Origin of the sequence: Listeria booriae, assembly GCF_000766865.1 — a bacterium.
Classification (GTDB): domain Bacteria; phylum Bacillota; class Bacilli; order Lactobacillales; family Listeriaceae; genus Listeria_A; species Listeria_A booriae.
Window position 1 is genome coordinate 47,686 of the sequence record NZ_JNFA01000004.1, and the last position, 18,754, is coordinate 66,439.

Annotated in this window: 16 protein-coding genes; 14 read left to right on the top strand and 2 right to left on the bottom strand. The window is 40.7% G+C overall.

The features are described from left to right. Positions 1-29: 29 nt before the first annotated feature. From EP57_RS02025 to EP57_RS02080, 12 genes are all read left to right on the top strand, one after another. Positions 30-509 (top strand): DUF4352 domain-containing protein, encoded by a 480-nt coding sequence (locus EP57_RS02025; protein WP_036083736.1) that lies wholly within the window; start codon positions 30-32, stop codon positions 507-509. 27 nt (positions 510-536) lie between these two features. Then, positions 537-1,823, top strand: a complete 1,287-nt coding sequence (locus EP57_RS02030) for a nucleotide sugar dehydrogenase (protein ID WP_036083737.1) — start codon at positions 537-539, stop codon at positions 1,821-1,823. Positions 1,824-1,837: 14 nt separating this feature from the next. Then, positions 1,838-2,575: a YveK family protein gene (locus tag EP57_RS02035; protein WP_036083738.1), complete on the top strand. Its 738-nt coding sequence runs from the start codon at positions 1,838-1,840 to the stop codon at positions 2,573-2,575. Beyond that, complete coding sequence (locus tag EP57_RS02040) at positions 2,572-3,249, top strand: CpsD/CapB family tyrosine-protein kinase (protein WP_036083739.1); 678 nt, start codon at positions 2,572-2,574, stop codon at positions 3,247-3,249. Before EP57_RS02035 ends, EP57_RS02040 begins: the two co-directional genes overlap by 4 nt. Positions 3,250-3,260: 11 nt before the next feature. Further along, complete coding sequence (locus EP57_RS02045; RefSeq protein ID WP_052167483.1) at positions 3,261-3,911, top strand: sugar transferase; 651 nt, start codon at positions 3,261-3,263, stop codon at positions 3,909-3,911. A gap of 17 nt (positions 3,912-3,928) precedes the next feature. Next, the gene (locus EP57_RS02050; RefSeq protein ID WP_036083742.1) at positions 3,929-4,675 is read left to right on the top strand and encodes a WecB/TagA/CpsF family glycosyltransferase; all 747 of its coding nucleotides are present in this window, start codon (positions 3,929-3,931) and stop codon (positions 4,673-4,675) included. Then, complete coding sequence (locus EP57_RS02055; protein WP_036083826.1) at positions 4,665-5,177, top strand: acyltransferase; 513 nt, start codon at positions 4,665-4,667, stop codon at positions 5,175-5,177. Before EP57_RS02050 ends, EP57_RS02055 begins: the two co-directional genes overlap by 11 nt. A gap of 2 nt (positions 5,178-5,179) precedes the next feature. Next, positions 5,180-6,421: an O-antigen ligase family protein gene (locus EP57_RS02060; RefSeq protein WP_036083744.1), complete on the top strand. Its 1,242-nt coding sequence runs from the start codon at positions 5,180-5,182 to the stop codon at positions 6,419-6,421. 11 nt (positions 6,422-6,432) lie between these two features. Next, complete coding sequence (locus EP57_RS02065) at positions 6,433-7,857, top strand: lipopolysaccharide biosynthesis protein (protein ID WP_241480693.1); 1,425 nt, start codon at positions 6,433-6,435, stop codon at positions 7,855-7,857. Further along, on the top strand, positions 7,854-8,930 hold the full coding sequence (locus tag EP57_RS02070; RefSeq protein WP_036083748.1) for a glycosyltransferase: 1,077 nt from the start codon (positions 7,854-7,856) through the stop codon (positions 8,928-8,930). Before EP57_RS02065 ends, EP57_RS02070 begins: the two co-directional genes overlap by 4 nt. Positions 8,931-9,207: 277 nt before the next feature. Beyond that, complete coding sequence (locus EP57_RS02075) at positions 9,208-9,609, top strand: cyclic nucleotide-binding domain-containing protein (RefSeq protein WP_036083750.1); 402 nt, start codon at positions 9,208-9,210, stop codon at positions 9,607-9,609. An 86-nt stretch (positions 9,610-9,695) separates the two neighbouring features. Then, positions 9,696-10,871, top strand: coding sequence for an MFS transporter (locus tag EP57_RS02080; protein WP_036083752.1), 1,176 nt, complete (start codon positions 9,696-9,698; stop codon positions 10,869-10,871). Between the two features lie 42 nt (positions 10,872-10,913). Here EP57_RS02080 and EP57_RS02085 read toward each other — a convergent pair whose 3' ends face one another. Both EP57_RS02085 and EP57_RS02090 read right to left on the bottom strand, forming a co-directional pair. After that, entirely contained in the window at positions 10,914-11,519 is a 606-nt protein-coding gene (locus tag EP57_RS02085; RefSeq protein ID WP_036083754.1) for a cyclic nucleotide-binding domain-containing protein, read from the bottom strand. A gap of 153 nt (positions 11,520-11,672) precedes the next feature. Beyond that, positions 11,673-13,112, bottom strand: a complete 1,440-nt coding sequence (locus tag EP57_RS02090) for an AcpB/EbpR/MafR family transcriptional regulator (protein ID WP_036083756.1) — start codon at positions 13,110-13,112, stop codon at positions 11,673-11,675. Between the two features lie 358 nt (positions 13,113-13,470). Here EP57_RS02090 and EP57_RS02095 point away from each other — a divergent pair, with 358 nt between their 5' ends. Continuing rightward, the gene (locus tag EP57_RS02095; RefSeq protein WP_036083758.1) at positions 13,471-14,136 is read left to right on the top strand and encodes a cyclic nucleotide-binding domain-containing protein; all 666 of its coding nucleotides are present in this window, start codon (positions 13,471-13,473) and stop codon (positions 14,134-14,136) included. A gap of 104 nt (positions 14,137-14,240) precedes the next feature. Continuing rightward, positions 14,241-18,692: a toxin Cry1Ac domain D-VI-related protein gene (locus EP57_RS02100; RefSeq protein ID WP_036083759.1), complete on the top strand. Its 4,452-nt coding sequence runs from the start codon at positions 14,241-14,243 to the stop codon at positions 18,690-18,692. Positions 18,693-18,754 lie beyond the last annotated feature (62 nt).

Consider the following 18,754-nt stretch of genomic DNA (forward strand, 5'->3'; position numbering starts at 1 on the left):
TAAAAAATGAATCACAAAGGAGAAATACAATGCTAAAAAAACTTCTTATCACCGCCATGTTAGGCGCATCAATCCTATCTTTAGGTGCATGTTCATCTACACCATCCAATGAAGAAACACCAAAGACAAAACAAACAACAACATACACTACAAAGACAGTGAACAATATCGAAATGGCGATTAAAAATATCGAAACAACCGAAAACGGCAAAGGTGACAAAAACATCGTCCAATTAACAATGGATTTCAAGAATAAAACCGACAGCAAATACGGCATCGGCGGCAATGATTTCATCTTAAAATCAGGTGACAAAACCTACACAGTAAAAACCGACGCCAATAACATCGGCACCGAAATCGAACCAAATAAAAACGTAACTGGCACAGTCAACTTCGAGTTACCAAAAGACGTCAAATCCGGCGAATTCTCATATCAACCCGTAACATTCGGAAAAGAAAAACCAAAAGTGCTTGCCACATGGAAAATTTCGATTCCAAATAATAAATAATTTTTGCAGTTAGGAGGAGATGATTGTTTGAAAATAGCAGTAATTGGATTGGGATACATCGGTTTACCGACAGCGATTATGTTCGCCAATCACGAGCAACAGGTGGTAGGCATTGACTTGAAGGAAAACGTGGTAAATATGCTAAACACCGGACGTATTCATATTGAAGAGCCAGGGCTTCAAGCAGAATTACACCGCGCACTACAAGCTGGCAATTTCCAAGCGCAGTTAGATGTAGAAGCAGCAGACGTATTCATTATCGCTGTCCCGACTCCCAACCGACCAGATATTTACTTATCGTGCGATTTAACACATGTCAAAGACGCTGTCCGCAAAACGATACCATTCTTGAAACCAGGCAATGTCCTGATTTTAGAATCCACCATCGCACCGCGTACGACAGAAGATGTTGTGAAGCCGATGCTAGAAGAAGCAGGCTTTATCGTTGGCGAAGATATTTTCTTGGTCCACTGTCCAGAACGCGTACTACCAGGCAAAATCATTCATGAGCTGGTGTATAACAACCGCATTATCGGTGGACTCACGCCAAATTGTGTCGAAGCTGGAAAAAAAGTCTACGGCGTGTTTGTACAAGGCGAACTCATCGAAACAACAGCAGGCGCTGCTGAATTATCGAAGCTGATGGAAAACACATATCGCGACGTCAACATCGCACTTGCGAACGAACTAGCCAAAATCGGCGATACGCTTGGCATTAATGCACTAGAAGTCATCGAGATGGCCAACAAACATCCCCGCGTGAATTTACACGCACCAGGACCAGGCGTTGGCGGTCATTGCTTGGCAGTGGATCCTTACTTCATCGTCGCAGCAACCCCAGAAAACACACCACTCATCCAGCAAGCACGCGCAATTAACAACTCGATGCCGCATTTTATTTTAGAAAAAGTAAAAGACTTCATGACAACCATCGATGGCAAAAAAATAACGGTGTGTGGCGTAACCTATAAAGGCAATGTGGACGATATACGGGAAAGTCCAGCCATCGAAATCATACATCTATTAGAACAAGAAGCAGCACTAGAAGTCACAGTATTTGATCCACACGTGAAGGCATCTTGGATTGAACCGGTATTGGAAGAGGCCGTAGCAAACGCAGATTTACTACTCATTTTAACAGATCACAGCGAATTCAAAACATGGACAGCAACACAATTAGCGGGAATGAAACAGAAAAATATATTGGATACAAAAAATGTTATTCCGGAGTTAGAAAAAGTGGCGATTTACAATATGGGAAACTTACACGAGATGCACAGGGGCAATAAGAAGTTAGTTTCAACAACGGAATGAGCCAGGAGGAAACGATGGAAGAAAGTTTAAATGTAAAACAAATATGGGACCTTTTGAAGAAAAATAAATGGGTCATCGCGCTTAGTATGTTCGTATGCGCCATACTCATGAGTGGTTATCTTTTTATCTTCGCTACACCGATTTACCAAAGCGAAACACAAGTATTAATTAATCAATCGGTTCCACAAAATACGATTGTACAATCCCAAGACGTGCAGGCGAACTTACAACTTGTTAATACGTACGCCTCAATTATCACAAGCCCTCGAATTTTATCACAAGTATCAAGCAAAATGGACGAAGCCTACTCCACCAAAGAGCTAGAACAAATGATTACAATCAACAGCACTTCCGATTCACAAGTAATTAAAATCCACGTTGAAAGTGCCAATGCCACGGACGCCGTTAAAATCGCCAATGCAACAGTCGATATATTCAGTAAAGACATATCTAAAATCATGAAAATTGATAATATTTATGTTCTATCAGAAGCCACCTTAGACGCAAACGCAGCACCAGTAAAGCCACATAAAGCATTACTGATGGTCGTATCAATTCTACTAGGCTTGTTTCTGGGCATCGTTATCATGTTTGTCCGAGACCTATTCGACCGTTCCATAAAAACAGCAGATGACGTAGAAAAAACGCTAGGCTTACCAGTTTTAGCATTGATTAGCGAAATAAAAGACGAAGATTTAGTGGATAGCAGAGCCAAAAGAACCAAATCTAATAGAAAGGATAGTGCCCAATGAATAAACAAGATTTCAGTAAAAGAAAGTTAATTGCGGCAACCAATCCCAGCTCTCCAATCGCAGAACAATTCAAAACACTCCGAGCGGGCATCCATTTTTCTTCTGTAGATAAAGACTACCAAACGATTTTAGTCACCTCACCAGAACCAGAAAGCGGCAAATCAACCGTATCAGCGAACCTCGCGATTTGTTATGCCAAACAAGGCAAAAAGACATTATTAATCGATGCAGATATGCGCAAACCAACGAGTCATCGAACATTTGGCATTCATTATAACGTCGGCTTATCTCATTTACTAGCAGACAGTGGAATAGAGCTCGAGGATGTATGCCATCAAACCGAAATCGACAACTTAATGGTATTAACAAGCGGTGCCTTAGTACCCAACCCCAATGAATTACTTGCCTCGAAAAAAATGGAACAGTTAATCCAACAATTTGCGGAACAATTCGATCAAATCATTATTGATACACCGCCAATTTTAGCTTCATCGGATGCACTTGTTCTAACCCCCTATGTCGAAGGTGCAATCGTCGTCCTTCGCAGTGAAAAAACATTAAAAGATCGCGCGAAAACAGCAGTGAAACTACTTCAAAAAACGCATGTTCCAATTATCGGAACCGTTTTAAATCGCGTGAAGAATCATTCCAATAGTTATTATTATTATCAATGAGGGAGATAGCGATGGAGTCAACAAAAACAGTGGTTAAGTCCACAAAAACAACAACGAAAATATATCCGCTAGTCAAGCGAAGCATGGATGTCTTAGGTGCCAGTGTCGGATTACTTCTCTTATCACCGCTCTTTATCTTGTTATTCATGATGATTAAAATCAGTGACTTTCGTGCACCTGTTTTCTTTAAGCAAGAACGGATTGGGAAAAACGGCACACGGTTTATGATGTATAAATTCCGTACCATGATTCCAAATGCGGAGGAAAAACTCGCGGAATTGCTTCAGTTCAATGAAGTAGAGGGCGCGATGTTCAAGATGAAACATGATCCGCGGATTACGAAACTAGGTCGTTTTTTAAGAAAGACGAGTATTGATGAATTACCACAACTAGTTAATGTCCTAAAAGGCGATATGTCTCTTGTTGGACCGCGACCACCATTGGAACGTGAAGTCGCCGTGTATTCGGTTCGCGATTACCGCAGGCTATCGATTACACCAGGATGTACTGGATTATGGCAAGTGAGCGGGCGCAACGATGTAAGCTTTGCCGAAATGGTTGATTTAGATTTGGAGTATATTCAGAAGGTTAGCTTTTCGCTAGATATCCGGATATTACTCAAAACGGTGCGGGTTATTTTTATCCCAAATAGCGCCTATTAAGCAAGAGGAGAAATGCAATGACACGTCAGTTTTTATTAGGTAGTTATGTGGATTCTCTCACAATGGAGGAGACGCTAGATGAAGTGGAGGCGATTATTTGTGCTGGAAAACCAGTACAACATGTCGTGATTAATGCAAGCAAAATTAATTTAATGGCAGAAAACAAGGATTTTGCGGCAATTATTAATCGTTCGCCGCTTATTAATGCAGATGGTCAGTCGATTGTGTGGGCCGCGAGATTTCTCGGTCATCACATACCCGAGCGGATAACAGGTATCGATCTATTCGAAAATCTAGTTCAAAAAAGCGCCGAGAAAGGCTACCGTGTGTATTATTTTGGCGCTGAGGAAAAGACTGTTCAAGAAGTCGTTCGCTTGCATCAGCAGGCGTATCCAGAGCTGGAGATCGCGGGCTACCGAAATGGTTTTTTCGAAGATACAGAATCAGAAGAAATAGCTTTAGCGATTCGAGAATCAAAAGCGGATATTGTTTTCGTCGCCTTTTCTAGTCCGAAAAAAGAGGAGTGGGTTCATGCGTATAAAGAAACGATGGATGTTCCTTTTGTGATGGGTGTTGGTGGAAGCTTCGATGTGATTGCAGGTGTGACGAAGCGCGCGCCGAAATGGATGCAAAAGTCGGGGCTCGAGTGGTTTTATCGATTTATGCAAGAGCCAAAGCGGATGTTCCGACGTTATTTTGTAGGGAATCTGAGCTTTGTATGGAAAGTTGTGAAGGAAAGGTGGCGGAAACAAGATGCTAGCTAAGTGGACATTTTCTATTTTCAATCTGCTTCCAATGCCGAATCGACTCGTTTTTGGTCGGATAATTCGCCAACTCAAGAACCAGATGGCGCGGGTCTTTTTTGGGAGTTGTGCAAAAACGAGTAATTTACGTCCAAAGTTGAAATTACGCCATCCGAAAAATATTCATTTGGGCGATCGTTCGTCGATTGGTGATCACGCGCGGATTATTGCGGCGGCGCCAGTGCATATTGGGAATGATGTGTTGATTGCGCCGGAAGTGGTGATTTTGACAGAAACGCATTGTATTAATGGGAGAGAGAAGATTTTAGATAGCGGGACAATGAAAAAGCCTGTATGGATTGGCAATGATGTTTGGATTGGAACGCGTGTGACGATTTTAGCGGGTGCGGAGATTCCAGATGGTTGTGTCGTTGCAGCGGGTGCAGTTGTGCCAGCTAAAAAATATCCGCCATATAGTGTAATTGGTGGGGTACCGGCGAGAGTGATTAAACAAGAGAGGTAAGGATGACTTTGCTGAAAGAAACCAAAAGTTTTATTTTATTATTTGCGATTTTTCCTGTGATGGATGCGCTAAACGGCTTTGTGCTATCGGCAGGGATTAATCTTCCTATTGGAGTGGCTTATCGACTTATTTGTGTGGCCTTTCTGGTTTTTCAAATTGCGAGGAAGGGATTTCAGAAAAACATCTATACGATTCTGTCGGTCATTCTTGTTTTTAGTGGGATTATGTCGCTTTTTATTCAGACGATTGTGCTGCAAAATGATGCTTCGGCGCTGTTTAATGATGTGACCAATATGATTAAGTTTTTTCTGTGGGTATTGATTCCATATTATATGTATCAGCGTGCCGATCAGTGGAGAGCCGCGAGTTATGAAAAGATATTTTTGGTGATTAGTACTTTTTTTACGTTTGGGTTGCTTATTCCGTATGTGCTGGGGATTGGGAATCAGACGTATGAGGCGGCTGGGTATAAGGCGTTCTTTTTTGCGAATAATGATACAACGATTGGTTTTATTGTTTCTGCGACATTTACAGGTTGGTATTTGTTTAAGCAGGTGAAACAGACGAAGTTATGGACACGGATCTTCCTGGCATTGCTTTATTTAGGGAATTTGCTGGGCTTATTACTTTTAGGAACGAAGACGGGGATTGTGTATGGTGCTTTGTTAACGATTGTGTTATTGATTCGCTTTTTCTTCTTTCAAAGAAGCGTTGGGCTGGTGGCGAAGTGGGGGATTGGTGTTGCTGTTATAGGGATACTGTCGTTTATTTTGCTTCAAGGTCGGGCGTTTATTTTAGAGGCTGTTTCGGGATTACTTCAACGATTAATCTATTTTTATAATTTGTATAGCGGTGATTTAGTGCGGTTTATTACGAGTTCGCGAAGTACCTTTTTGGATACTGCTTTTGATACGTTTACTGGTGGTAATTTGATGACACTGCTTTTCGGATATGGATTCGATTATCGCATGGCAACATGGGGAGTGGGCGGATTAGTGGAAATGGATTTCTTCGATGTGTTGTTCTCACTGGGCTTTGTTGGACTTCTAGTCACATTAGGGCTTTTAATATTCTTCTTTCTATTAGCCTGCAAAAAACGCAATATTTACAGTGCGCTCTTTGTCATCCTCATTGTCTACGGGGCTTTCGCGGGGCACGTCTTATTTTCAGCGCTGTCTTCTACGTTATTTGGGCTTGTTTGTGGCGGTCTATTCTTACAAAAAGAAAGTTTGTGTGAAAAATAATGAGAGCACTTATGAAACGGCTGATGCAATTTGCGATTGGTGCATTCGGGTCAGCCTTTTTGAATTTATTGACCATTCCGATTGTTACCTTCTTTATTTCGCCAGCAGAATACGGAAAAACAAGTATGTTTATGCTGGCGCAGACTTTGTTAATTTGCGTTATTTATTTAGGTTTTGATCAAGCCTTTGCGCGTGAGTTTTATGAATATCCGAATAAGAAAAAGTTGTTTCATACGGCTATTGTTGTGCCGCTTGCGTTTTCTGGTGTTGTGATTGCGCTCATGTGTGGATTTGCGAAGCCGATTGCTACGTTCTTATTTGGGAACGAGATATATTATCAAGTCGTTTATTTTATTGCGGTGTCCATTGTATTTCTAATATTTGAACGGTTTATTTTCTTATATATTCGAATGCAGAATAAGGCGCTTGAATTTTCGTTTTTCAATATTTTGGTGAAGTTCAGTATTCTGATTTATACGGTGCTTTTCCTTTGTTTGTTTTCGCATACGTTTATTACGGTGATTTATGCCACGATTATCGGTCAAATTATTGGTGATGTGATGCTGATTATTCGGAATTTCCCGTTGTTGCGCATTAATCCGATGAAGGTAGACCCGGATTTACTGCCCAAACTCGCTAAATTTGGTTTGCCCGTTGTCATTGCGACGGTGATTTATAGCATGTTTGTTGTTATTGATAAGCTATTTATTCGCTATTTTTGTGACTTTGAACAGTTAGGATTGTACACGGCAGCTTTTAAAATTGCGAGCGCATTGTTGATTTTGCAGACGACTTTTTCGAACTTTTGGGTTCCAACCGCATATGAATGGTATAAAAAGCAAAAACCGATGCGCTATTTTAAGTTGGTGAGTGACAGTATCATGTTTCTGATTGCGGTTTTGTTTATGGGATTGTTGTTGTTTAAAGGGCTTATTATGCTGATTTTGTCACCAGATTATAGTGAGGCGCAGTATATTTTTCCGTTTTTATGTTTTTATCCGTTGATGATGACAGTGAGTGAGACGACGAATTTGGGGATTGTTTTTTTGAAGCGGAGTTCGTTGAATATTTTGGTGTCGATTATTGCGCTCGTGGTATCGATTGGGCTTAATTTTTTGCTTGTGCCGACGTATGGGGCGATTGGGGCTTCGATTGCGACGGGATCAGCGTATATTGCTTTTTTCTTAGCGCGGACGTATTTTTCGATGCGGATTTGGCAAGGATTTTCTGTGAAGCGCCATTTGTTAACGACATTGTTGCTTCTTGTGGCGGCTAGTTTTAATGTTTTAATCCACACAATTTGGGTTATTTCTCTTGTTAATATAGCTGTATTGGGATGTATTATTGCTATTTATATGCCGCTACTTGCTAATTTGTATCGCACTTTTTATATGAAACGGCGTGCTACTACGCAAAAGAAAGGAATAGAACTATGAAAATATTAGTTATCGCGAATATGTTTCCGTCGAAAGAATATCCCTCGTACGGTATTTTTGTGAAAAACCATGTGCATTTGTTGGAAAGCGCAACGGAAGACATTGATACCATCACGATGAAAAAAGAAGTAAGCAGGGTAAAGAAATTATGGCGTTATTTGATTTTTTATTGTCGCATTTTTTTTACGTTAGTATTTCGAAAATATGATTTGGTGTATTTACATTACGCTTCGCATAGCGCGTTACCGATTATTTGGGCTAAATTTTTGAATCGAGACATAAATTTGGTTGTTAATTTGCATGGCAGCGATGTGTTCCCGGAAAACGCCTTCCAAGAGCGTTTGCAAAAATGGGTGACGCATCTGTTAAAACAAGCGAATCATGTAGTTGTGCCATCGGATTATTTTAAGCAGACTGTCGTGGAACGGTATCATCTTGCTTCGGAGCGCGTGCTGATTTCTCCATCTGGTGGTGTAAATCGTGATTTATTTGCACCGCGGGAAATAGACAAAGATGAGGCTGTTTTTCGTGTTGGCTATGTAGGTCGGATTGATGTTGACAAGGGCTGGGACGATGCACTTCGTGGTTTTGCCGAATTTAAGCAACAATCAAATCGGGCGGTAGAGTTGCTGATGATTGGGAGTGGAAAGGAAAATCAGCAGAAAGAAGCACTTATTCAAATATTGGGAATTCAAGCGGATGTCCGTTGTTATGATTTGTTACCACAGGAAGAACTTGTTGGGCTGTACAATGAAATGGACGTCTTTGTTTTTCCAAGTAGGAGAAAAGGGGAGAGTTTAGGGCTTGTTGGCATTGAAGCCATGGCTTGTGGCGTTCCTGTTATTGGCAGTGAGATTGCGGGGATTAAAGGCTACCTCGTCGAAGGGGAGAATGGTTATTTTACGGAGGTGGGAAACGCCCATTCTATCGCAGAAAAATTACGCCAATTCCAAGCGCATAGTGAGGCAGAAAAACAACAATTTAAGCGCAATGCATTTTATTCTGCAATTCCGTATGACAAGTTGCAAGTGCAGGCGGATATGCTAAACATGTTAGCGGTGTTGGTCAAATGACAATAGTCCACCACTAGACGAAACACCCCCAAAATAGGAACACCCAGCCCCATTTCTCGCTTGCCTACTTCATTCCAAAAATATCATCATTTTGACACATTCACCTGCCGAAAAAGCAAGAATAAGGTGAAGAATAGTCCACAAAAACACCATTTCGAGTCCTAATTTTCCATCCAAATTGGTTCATCCGACGCATCTACCACAGCGTCATTCCAAACAAAAAGGACAATTCGTTGTATAATAGAGCCATCAATTAAAGAGATGGAGTGTGGTTAAGATGAAAACCAAAGAAGACTTGTTTGATAATCAAATATTTCAAGAATATTTATTTAATCCTCTCACAAACCCTGTAAAAAGCGAAGTTCGGACATTTCTAAGTGGCGAATGCATCACAGAAGATGACGAATTATATATAATTATTAACGGTAAAATCGCAGAACAACAAAACAGCAAAGATATCCGTTACTACGAACAAGGCGATTTCGTCGGAATAGACCGCTTAGTGTATTACAAACCAGATCCTAAAGTATGTATTGCGGACGGAGACACAACCGTGTATGTGATTAAAAAAATCGATGTGATGCACAAACTAGAATCTGAAACAGTGGGCATTCAACTTGCTATCAAAATCTTAGGTCAACACATTCATGTACTGCAAAATAAACTCACAAAGGATTGACGAATGCGCATTTTTACCTTTACTTTCATGATTACTAACCGCTATACTTAAATAAAGAAACTATACGCGGTGAAAAGGGAGTTTTTATGGAGAAGAAATGGTATTATGCGATTCTGATTATTTTTACGACATGTGGTTTTAGTTTTTCAAGTTGGATTTCGAGGACGCCGGAGTTGCGGGATGCGCTTCATGCGTCCGCGGGGACAATGGGTGTTATTTTATTAGGTTTGTCGATGGGCTCGATTTTAGGATTGGTGCTCTCGAACGTGTTTGTACGGGCGCGCGGTGGACGATTTGCGATTATGACGAGCGCCTTCTTTATGTTTGGCGGGTTTTTGACGCTGGCGACGGGAGCAATGGTGGCTAGCCAAATCGTGGTTTTTGTGGCGCTTTTTATTTTTGGGATGGGCGCTGGGATGTGCAATGTTGCGATGAATCTGGAAGGAACCGAGATTGAATACCGCATCAAAAAGACAATTTTGCCAGTGTTGCATGCGGCGTTTAGTATCGGAACGCTTGTCGGCGCGGGAGTCGGGGTACTTTTTATAAAATTAGGTGTCTCGGTTAGTGTGCATTTAGTGATTGTGGCGTGTTTGTTGTTTGCGATTCTGATGGTTTCGACGCGCTTTGTGCCGGCTGGAATCGGGAAGGAATCGGCGGCGGATAAGAAAGCAAATGCGGAAGAGTCGGCTGCTGATAAGCGATTATGGCTGAATAAACGGACGGTGGCCTTAGCGATTATGGGGCTATGTTTGGCGTTTGTGGAAGGCTCGGCGAATGACTGGATTCCGCTTGCGATGGTGGACGGTTATGATGTGTCGCATAGTTTGAGCACGGTGATTTATGGTGTATTCCTGGCGGGCATGATTAGCGGACGTTTGGTGAGTGGGCGATTGATTGATACATACGGTCGTGTGTTGTTGCTTCGCGTAGCGGTTGCCTTTGCGGCGATTGGCTTGCTACTCGTTATTTTGAAAATTTCGGTCGTTGTTTGTGTCATTGCGATTTTCCTGTGGGGCGCAGGCGCTTCACTTGGCTTCCCAATGGCGATTTCAGCTGCGGGCGATGAGAGCCAGTACGCGGTGAAACGGGTGAGTTTGGTGACGCTGGCAGGATATAGTGCTTCCCTTGCAGGCCCACCAATTCTAGGTTTCCTCGCAAATTCGTTCGGCTTACTAAATGCGTTCATCTTCGTATTAGTAGCGATTTGTGTGGCTGGTATATTTACTGGAAACGTTGCAAAAATCAAGAAAACAGCGTGAAAAAAATGCTAGGCTATCTACTATTAGACGGCCTAGCGTTTTTTAAATATGAACGAGAATAACGCGGCGGCTATGAACAATTTTGCCGTCATCATGCAAGTTGTTTAGAACTTTCGTCAAGCTCGATAATTTAATTCCTGTGTAATTAGATAAAACTTTTTTTGTGAAGCATTCTGGAAGTCGGCAGCTTTCTAAATCTGTAGCACTTTCTCCAAATCTTGATGCTAATGATCGTAAAGACAAGATTAGTTTATTTGTGTTGTTTAATTTTAAAATGCTTATTTTTTTCATGAGACTATCGTGCATGTGCGAGGCGTGTTTGCTATATAATAAGAATCCGTCGTTATTTAATCCGATTTTTGTTAATATATCGCGAAGTTCAAATTTCCAAACGATGGCTGATTTTGTTAAAACTTCTCCTTCGAGGCGTGAATTGCCGTCTGCGTAAAATCCGACAAACTGGCCTATTGATGAAAAGTCGAGGATCATTTCCTCTTTTTGCACTGCGATGATTCCTTCAGAAATTCCATATACATAACGATTCCCAGCATCTTCTAATGGTAGTTTGTCCCCTTTAGTAAGAAGTAGCTGCTCGCTTTTAATCGGCATTATGGCATTATCCAATAAAAATGTTAAAAACTCTAGCATGTATTTCCTCCTTTATTGCATTCCGTTTCTTCATATCTAATGTACCACGGAAAGAAGCAATAATTAGGGTTTTCCAAAAAAATATACAAAAATAAAAAAAATATGTGCAATAAAGCCCCAGCCTCGGTATAGGAGACTGGGGTTTTATTTGCGTTATTTTATAAACTCACGCAGCATCTCAAAATCTAATTCTGTCGGTGGCGAGTTCCAAGTAAGAATATCAATCGAATGCTCTCCAACCATGGGGAAATCCGTAATAATCAAGTCACATTCTACATTACTCGTCGAATAATCATTATTCGAAAACGCCAAAACTTCCTCTGAAAAATGTTGCCGAATTCGGTATTTCAGAAATTCCTCCCACGTATAGCCGTTTTTAGAAATGACTTTTACGTGTAATTTTTCGTGTGATTGGCTTAGTATTGTCGATATGTTAAGCAGTTCGTGAACATAAGGCAGGATTGCTTCCATATTGGCGCGAATGAACTCCAAATCTGCCGCGTAACCACTTACTTCTATTAGTTTGTCTTCGATAATCTGTTTATCAATCCGATTTATTTTATTTTGATTTTCATGTTCCTCAATTTCGATAATATACGCCGACTTCCCAAGAAACGTATACTTCCCAAAGAAACCAAGTAAACTCACCATCACAAAATTCAAATCTTTTGCATCAATAGTAGCGAGTGCCACAAGTTCCTGCGCAGCTTTATACCGCATCGGACGCGACTTCTCATAGTAGGCTAGCACTTTATTCAGCGACTCTTTTTTCGTATACGTAAAGGAAGTCAAAAACAGCGATAAGAAAATAATCGACTTCTCATTTAACGGCAGTTTTTTCGAGAAAATAGCTTCCAAATCAGAGAAATCCATTTGTTCAATATTAAATACCTCGACGGTTTCCTGCCAATACAGCAGTTGTTTTTCTGTTAAATTCAAGGGATAGCCGTTTTTCGCACGTCTTAGTTGCACACTTATCGCAATCGCATAATCCGTTTTTGCAATAGGAGACAGGCGGATGTCCATGAACTGCTCCATTTTATAAATATACGTATGAATCGCTTCGAGCGGAATCTCATCGAATAGCCAACCAGAACGCGGATAAACCCGATCTAATATATGAAAATAAAAGAAACTAATATCGACTTCATTACCTAGAATCTCAATCGGTGTCTTATTTAAAATCAATCGGTTCTCAGCTAACAAATTATCTAATTCATCGAGCTTATTATAAAGTTGCGACTTACTAATGAACTCACTTTGCGCAAAACTAGTCGGCGTTCGCTTTTCATCTCGTAATGTCGATAATATAATTCGAAAAGCCTGGCTATTATAAATCATATCAGCAGTAATAGATGCAAAGTTCGTCTGATTATCGCGCACTAAGAAAATCCATTTTGTTTTGAGCACTTTGATCTCCAGCATGTCTTTAGAAAACAGATTGTTGATGGCGTCAATGTCTTTATTCAGCGTCACTTTATTAATATCAAGATAATCCGCAGCATATTGTTTAGAAACAATTTTATTCCGGAAAAACAGCAAGCTCAGTAAACGCATTTGCCGATAATCCGATTTCGTCAAAATCTTTTCCATTAGACACGCTCCCCTTCATACATAGGTCAATCTATTATAAATCTTATCGAAACCGAAAAGCAAAGTACGTGTTTTCTATAGAAATTACCAAAATAATAGTTTTTCTGGAATATACAGTGTTTTGGTGCATCGTGATGCTATCATAAGGTATAACGTACAAAAGAAAATTCACTGTTTAGACAAAAGTATACCAGACAATGCCGTATTTAGATACATCTAGGTCTAGCTCCCCATGCGACGGAAATTTCCTTTCTAAAAAGTAATGTTTTGTATGAAAAAAGCACTTTTACAGCGCTATTAGTTCATATTTTGAAACTATATACTAAAGAAGGAGTTAAACCAAAAGGAGGTAACAAGGATGGATTTCCTTACAGTCCACGGGCTATTACTAAGAGAACCTAATTTATTAGTATCCCTACTGCAGAAGAATAACTGGAAAAGAAGACATAAATCCTACCATTATATAGAAGTGTTAGAAAACGGGCAGAAAGCATTGTTGGACGAGCCAGGAAGCATCATTCACATCATCGAAGGACAACTGCTTCAACAATTTAGCAACGCCCAATCAGAAAAAAATATGATTAACGCCATCTGGACAAAAGATGATTGCGTCTTCCACAATGTTTTCCAACCAGGAAATTATGAATATATTGCGCTCGGAGATGTCAAACTAGAAATCTACGATGCCAAAGCCGTTTTACAAGAAATCTCGCAACACCCATTTTTTCCAGATTTATTAGTCGATGCAATGAAAAAGCTAGAAGAAAACTTTTTTCAATATTCAAAAATGTTGACGAAAGGAACTGACGAAAGAATTACCGACATGATTCGCAAACTATCCAAAAAAGGAAAAGAAGGCTATCACATTCCGAAATTTGTGAATTATGTCTTGCTTGCGAAATGTTGCCAAATCACACCACGAACCGTAAAAGGTAAGCTGAAAGATTTAGAGAAGTCCAACCAAATTATAAAAATAGAAAACAATCGTGTTCTGCGTTTTGAAACAATTACTTCGGGTTTATAAGTTCCCCCACCCCATAAAAAAACTTAAATTTTGCCGCGGAGGAGACATCGCAGTAATACCATGGGTTTTTAGATACAGAACAGTTTGAAGGGAGAAAAAGAAAAATGTCGAAGAAAACAAAAATGTTTAATAAGTCACTGAAATTATTTTTAGCAAGCGCTATGTTGCTAACAAGTGTTAGTACTTTGCCTATCAATACACTAGCCAATGAGGGGATTACCAATCCAAGCGTAGATGCAGTAGGTGTCTATGTAAGCGACTGGGCTACATTCAAAGCAGAGCTACAAAATGCAACAACAACTGATATTTATTTGCAAGCAGATTTAAGAATGACGGACGCAGATTTCAGCATATCTGTTGATGAGAAGAACATTCACGGTGAAGGCTACACAATTGATATGAATACTAGAAATATCCGTGTTACAAAAGCAAATGCAGTTACTTCTATCAACAATATCACAATCAAAAATAGTGGGACTAACGGTTTCTTATGGAGTACAGTAGCTGCCAAACATACTGTAAACAACGTAACTGGTGATGGAAACAGATCATTTGCACGTTTAGAAGCAGGTACGCTAGTTTTCCAAGGAACGAACAATATTACACAACTTAACGGCAACAATAACTACAACGTTTGGGCAAAAAATATTGAAATCCAAAGTAATGCAGAAGTAAACATCACTGGTGGAGGATATTCCCGTGATCGCGGAGCGCTTCATACTACTAGAGGCAGTGTGTTAACAGTCGCTGAAGGCGCAAAACTTAACGTTACTTCTACTACAGGGCAAGCGATCAGACTAGATGAAGTCAATTTTACAAATAACGGTTTTGTGAAAGCAACTTCATCACGTGACGGTATTGCAACATACAATGCAAGTACTACAACCGTTAATTCAGGCGCGACACTAGATATTAAATCTACAGCAACAGACGTTCAAGGAGCTATGTTTAACAACAGTTCCCTTTTTGTAAAAAGTGGTGCAACGCTAATCGCGGTATCACAAGGTAGTTCCTCTACTCTAACAACAGGTAAAGAGTTAGTTATTGAAGAAGGCGCTAACTTCTCTATCACGAATACAAGAAATGGCGCGTTAGGAAGTGAATCTAATGCGACAACAATGGTTATTAACTCAACAATCGGAATTAGCACATGGGAACGTAACAAAACAACACTAGAAGAGGCAACATTCTCCTATCAAGGCCCTCTAAATATGAGATTCTCACTTAGTGGTTATGCTGGACCGAAACAGACAAGCCTAGTAACAGACAATGCTGACATTACAAAAAACTTTGATACAAGCAAAATCGGTCGTATCGAAGGTGGTTATTTTGTAAAAGATCCTAAACAAATCGAAGCAGAAGACAAAGCACGTGTTGCTGTAAACAACTTGTTCACAAGCCAAAATCCAGCAAACGATGCCAAAGCAGGTCTAACACAAGCAGAAATCGACGCAGCGCAAGCTTTAGTAAATGAAGTAACAGATGCGAAGAACAAAGCGGCATTACAAGCAGACTTAGACAAAGCACAACTACAAGTAAATGCCATTTTAGCAGCTGAGCTAGAAGCACAAAATAAAGCCCGCGCAGCAGTAAACGACTTGTTCGCGAGCAAAGATCCGACTGGTGATGTAAAAACAGGATTAACACAAGCCGAAATCGACGCAGCGCAAGTTTTAGTCGATAAAGTAACAGATCCAGCGAAAAAAGCAGAATTACAAGCAGATTTAGATAAAGCACAACAAAAATTAGACGCACAAGCAGCGGCAGAACTAGCAGCACAAAACAAAGCGCGCGAAGCTGTTAATAACTTGTTCGCGAATCAAAATCCAACAGGCGATACAAAAGCAGGTCTAACACAAGCCGAAATCGATGCGGCGCAAGCACTAATCGACCAAGTAACAGACCCAGCGAAAAAAGCAGCCTTGCAAGCAGACCTAAACAAAGCACAAACACAACTAGACGCACAAAAAGCAGCAGAATTAGCAGCACAAAACAAAGCACGTGAAGCAGTAAACAGCTTATTCGCAAGTCAAAATCCAGCAAACGATGCAAAAGCAGGGTTAACACAAGCCGAAATCGATGCGGCACAAGCACTAATCGACCAAGTAACAGACCCAGCGAAGAAAGCAGAACTACAAGCAGACTTAAACAAAGCACAAGAACAAATTGATGCAGACAAGGCCGCAGAAAAAGCAGCACAAGACAAAGCACGCGCAGCAGTCAACAACCTATTTGCTAATCAAAACCCAACAGGCGACACAAAAACAGGTCTAACACAAGCCGAAATCGACGCGGCGCAAGCTCTAATCGATCAAGTAACAGACCCAGCGAAAAAAGCAGAACTACAAGCTGACCTGAACAAAGCGCAAACACAACTAGACGCACAAAAAGCAGCAGAATTAGCAGCACAAAACAAAGCACAAGAAGCAGTAAATAACTTGTTCGCAAGTCAAAATCCAGCAAACGACGCAAAAGCAGGATTAACACAAGCAGAAATCGATGCGGCGCAAGCTTTAATCAATCAAGTAACAGATCCAGCGAAAAAGGCTGAACTACAAGCGAGCCTAGACAAAGCGCAACAACAACTAGATGCAGATAAAGCAGCAGAACTAGCAGCACAAGCAAAAGCACGTGAAGCAGTCAATAACTTATTCGCTAGCCAAAATCCAAATGGCGATCTAAAAACTGGTCTAACACAAGCCGAAATCGATGCAGCGCAAGCTCTAATCGACCAAGTAACGGACCCAGCGAAAAAAGCAGAACTACAAGCAGATCTAAACAAAGCACAACAACAACTAAATGCTAATCTAGTAGCTCCAAACGCACCACAAGTCAACAACATAACAGACGTTGACACAAAAATTACCGGTAAAGGACAAGCAGGCACGACAGCTGTTGTCAAATTAGCAGACGGAACAGAGAAAACAGGTTTAGTGAACGCGAGCGGAGATTTCTCTATCGTCATCCCTAAACAAGTAGCAGCTTCCACAATTTCAGTCACACTTAAAAACGCATATGGCGTAGTAAGTGAAGCAACAACAGTAACCGTTTCTGGTCTACCACAACCAGTCATTAATCCAATAACAATTTCTGACGTAACGGTTTCGGGAACAATCGACGTGTCACAATATCCAGTGACGAAAGTAAGACTATCTATTAACGGCGCTCCAAAAACAATTCTTACAGTAGGTGCAGACGGTTCATTCTCATACTACACAGGTAACCTAGCTGTAGGAACAACAATCGAAGTACAATACATCGGCCCATCAGGCGCTTATTTAACAGATAGCCTGTATACAGGAACAGCAGTAGTAACAGAACAAGAAGTTTCTCTAGTTTTAAATGACATGACAGTTGCCGATCTTTATATTACAGGAACAACATTAGCTAACCACCGAGTTCGCGTAAGCATTAATGGCTTACTAAAAGCAACTGTAACAGCAGACGCAAGCGGTAATTTTAGCTATCTAAGTAGTTATCTTGTAAAAGGTGACGTTGTCAAAGCAGAAGTTCTACTCGGTGCCAATGTTGCTAAGACAGCAAGTACTACAGTAGCAGAAGCAGCAGCAACAGAACTAGTCGTAAACGAAATGACAATTGCTGATAACACAGTAAAAGGAACAGCAACACCAAACGCGAAACTACGTATCAACATTAACGGCGTAGCAAAAGCAGTTGTAACAGCTGACGCATCAGGAAACTACTCTTACGTAACAGGAAGCCTAGTTTCAGGCACAGAAGTGAAAGTAGAACAGCGCAACGCATTTACAGGCGCATATGACACATCAAAAACAGTTATCGTATCCGGTGAAATCCCAGGTTTACTATTAACACTAAATGACTTGAAAGCACCAGAAGGCATTGTTTCAGGAGAAGCTACAGTAGGTTATACAGTTCGTATCAGCGTAAACGGTACAGTAAGAGCGAACACAGTAGCTGACGCATCAGGAAACTACACGTACAATGTTGGCGTTCTAACTGGCGGCGACGTAGTGAAAGCTGAAATACGCGTAGGAAGCGAATACCTTCTTCCAACAGAAAAAATCGTCAAAGCAGAATTTTCACTGAACCCAATTTTAGATACAGATCGTACAATCACAGGTAAAGCACCAGCAGGTAAAACAGTTCGTATTAGTATCAATGGCGTTCCAAAATCAATCACAGTGGTTGATGCAGCAGGTAATTACACATACCTTATCGGTCTTGTAGCAACAGGCGACGTGATTAAAATCGAACTAAGAAATACAGAAACAGGTAAATATGAAGAATTCGTTGAAAGAACAGTTACAGCAGAATCAGAAGCAGGCCAAGTCACAATTAATGCTCTAACTGACGCAGACACAACGATTTCTGGTAAAACAGTACCATCCGGTAAATTGAGAGTTAGCGTTGACGGCAGAGCTAAAACAGTCATCACAGCCGATGCTGACGGAAATTACAGCTACTTCATCAGCGGTATTAAAGCAGACGAAGTTATCAAAGTAGAATTGAAAGAAAACGGCGTATACGGTCCATTTGCAGAAACAACAGTCACAGCAGCACCAGTAGCCGAATAAAGAAGTAGATGGGAAGAGGTGGACCAAAGTCTGGCTCACCTCGCCCATTCTTATAACTAAAG

What these genes read in the sequence shown, in the direction of transcription:
- EP57_RS02025 (WP_036083736.1), top strand. Translation starts at nt 30, where the DNA reads ATGCTAAAAAAACTTCTTATCACCGCCATGTTAGGCGCATCAATCCTA.
- EP57_RS02035 (WP_036083738.1), top strand. Translation starts at nt 1,838, where the DNA reads ATGGAAGAAAGTTTAAATGTAAAACAAATATGGGACCTTTTGAAGAAA.
- EP57_RS02040 (WP_036083739.1), top strand. Translation starts at nt 2,572, where the DNA reads ATGAATAAACAAGATTTCAGTAAAAGAAAGTTAATTGCGGCAACCAAT.
- EP57_RS02045 (WP_052167483.1), top strand. Translation starts at nt 3,261, where the DNA reads ATGGAGTCAACAAAAACAGTGGTTAAGTCCACAAAAACAACAACGAAA.
- EP57_RS02050 (WP_036083742.1), top strand. Translation starts at nt 3,929, where the DNA reads ATGACACGTCAGTTTTTATTAGGTAGTTATGTGGATTCTCTCACAATG.
- EP57_RS02055 (WP_036083826.1), top strand. Translation starts at nt 4,665, where the DNA reads ATGCTAGCTAAGTGGACATTTTCTATTTTCAATCTGCTTCCAATGCCG.
- EP57_RS02060 (WP_036083744.1), top strand. Translation starts at nt 5,180, where the DNA reads ATGACTTTGCTGAAAGAAACCAAAAGTTTTATTTTATTATTTGCGATT.
- EP57_RS02065 (WP_241480693.1), top strand. Translation starts at nt 6,433, where the DNA reads ATGAAACGGCTGATGCAATTTGCGATTGGTGCATTCGGGTCAGCCTTT.
- EP57_RS02070 (WP_036083748.1), top strand. Translation starts at nt 7,854, where the DNA reads ATGAAAATATTAGTTATCGCGAATATGTTTCCGTCGAAAGAATATCCC.
- EP57_RS02075 (WP_036083750.1), top strand. Translation starts at nt 9,208, where the DNA reads ATGAAAACCAAAGAAGACTTGTTTGATAATCAAATATTTCAAGAATAT.
- EP57_RS02080 (WP_036083752.1), top strand. Translation starts at nt 9,696, where the DNA reads ATGGAGAAGAAATGGTATTATGCGATTCTGATTATTTTTACGACATGT.
- EP57_RS02085 (WP_036083754.1), bottom strand. Translation starts at nt 11,519, where the DNA reads ATGCTAGAGTTTTTAACATTTTTATTGGATAATGCCATAATGCCGATT.
- EP57_RS02090 (WP_036083756.1), bottom strand. Translation starts at nt 13,112, where the DNA reads ATGGAAAAGATTTTGACGAAATCGGATTATCGGCAAATGCGTTTACTG.
- EP57_RS02095 (WP_036083758.1), top strand. Translation starts at nt 13,471, where the DNA reads ATGGATTTCCTTACAGTCCACGGGCTATTACTAAGAGAACCTAATTTA.
- EP57_RS02100 (WP_036083759.1), top strand. Translation starts at nt 14,241, where the DNA reads ATGTCGAAGAAAACAAAAATGTTTAATAAGTCACTGAAATTATTTTTA.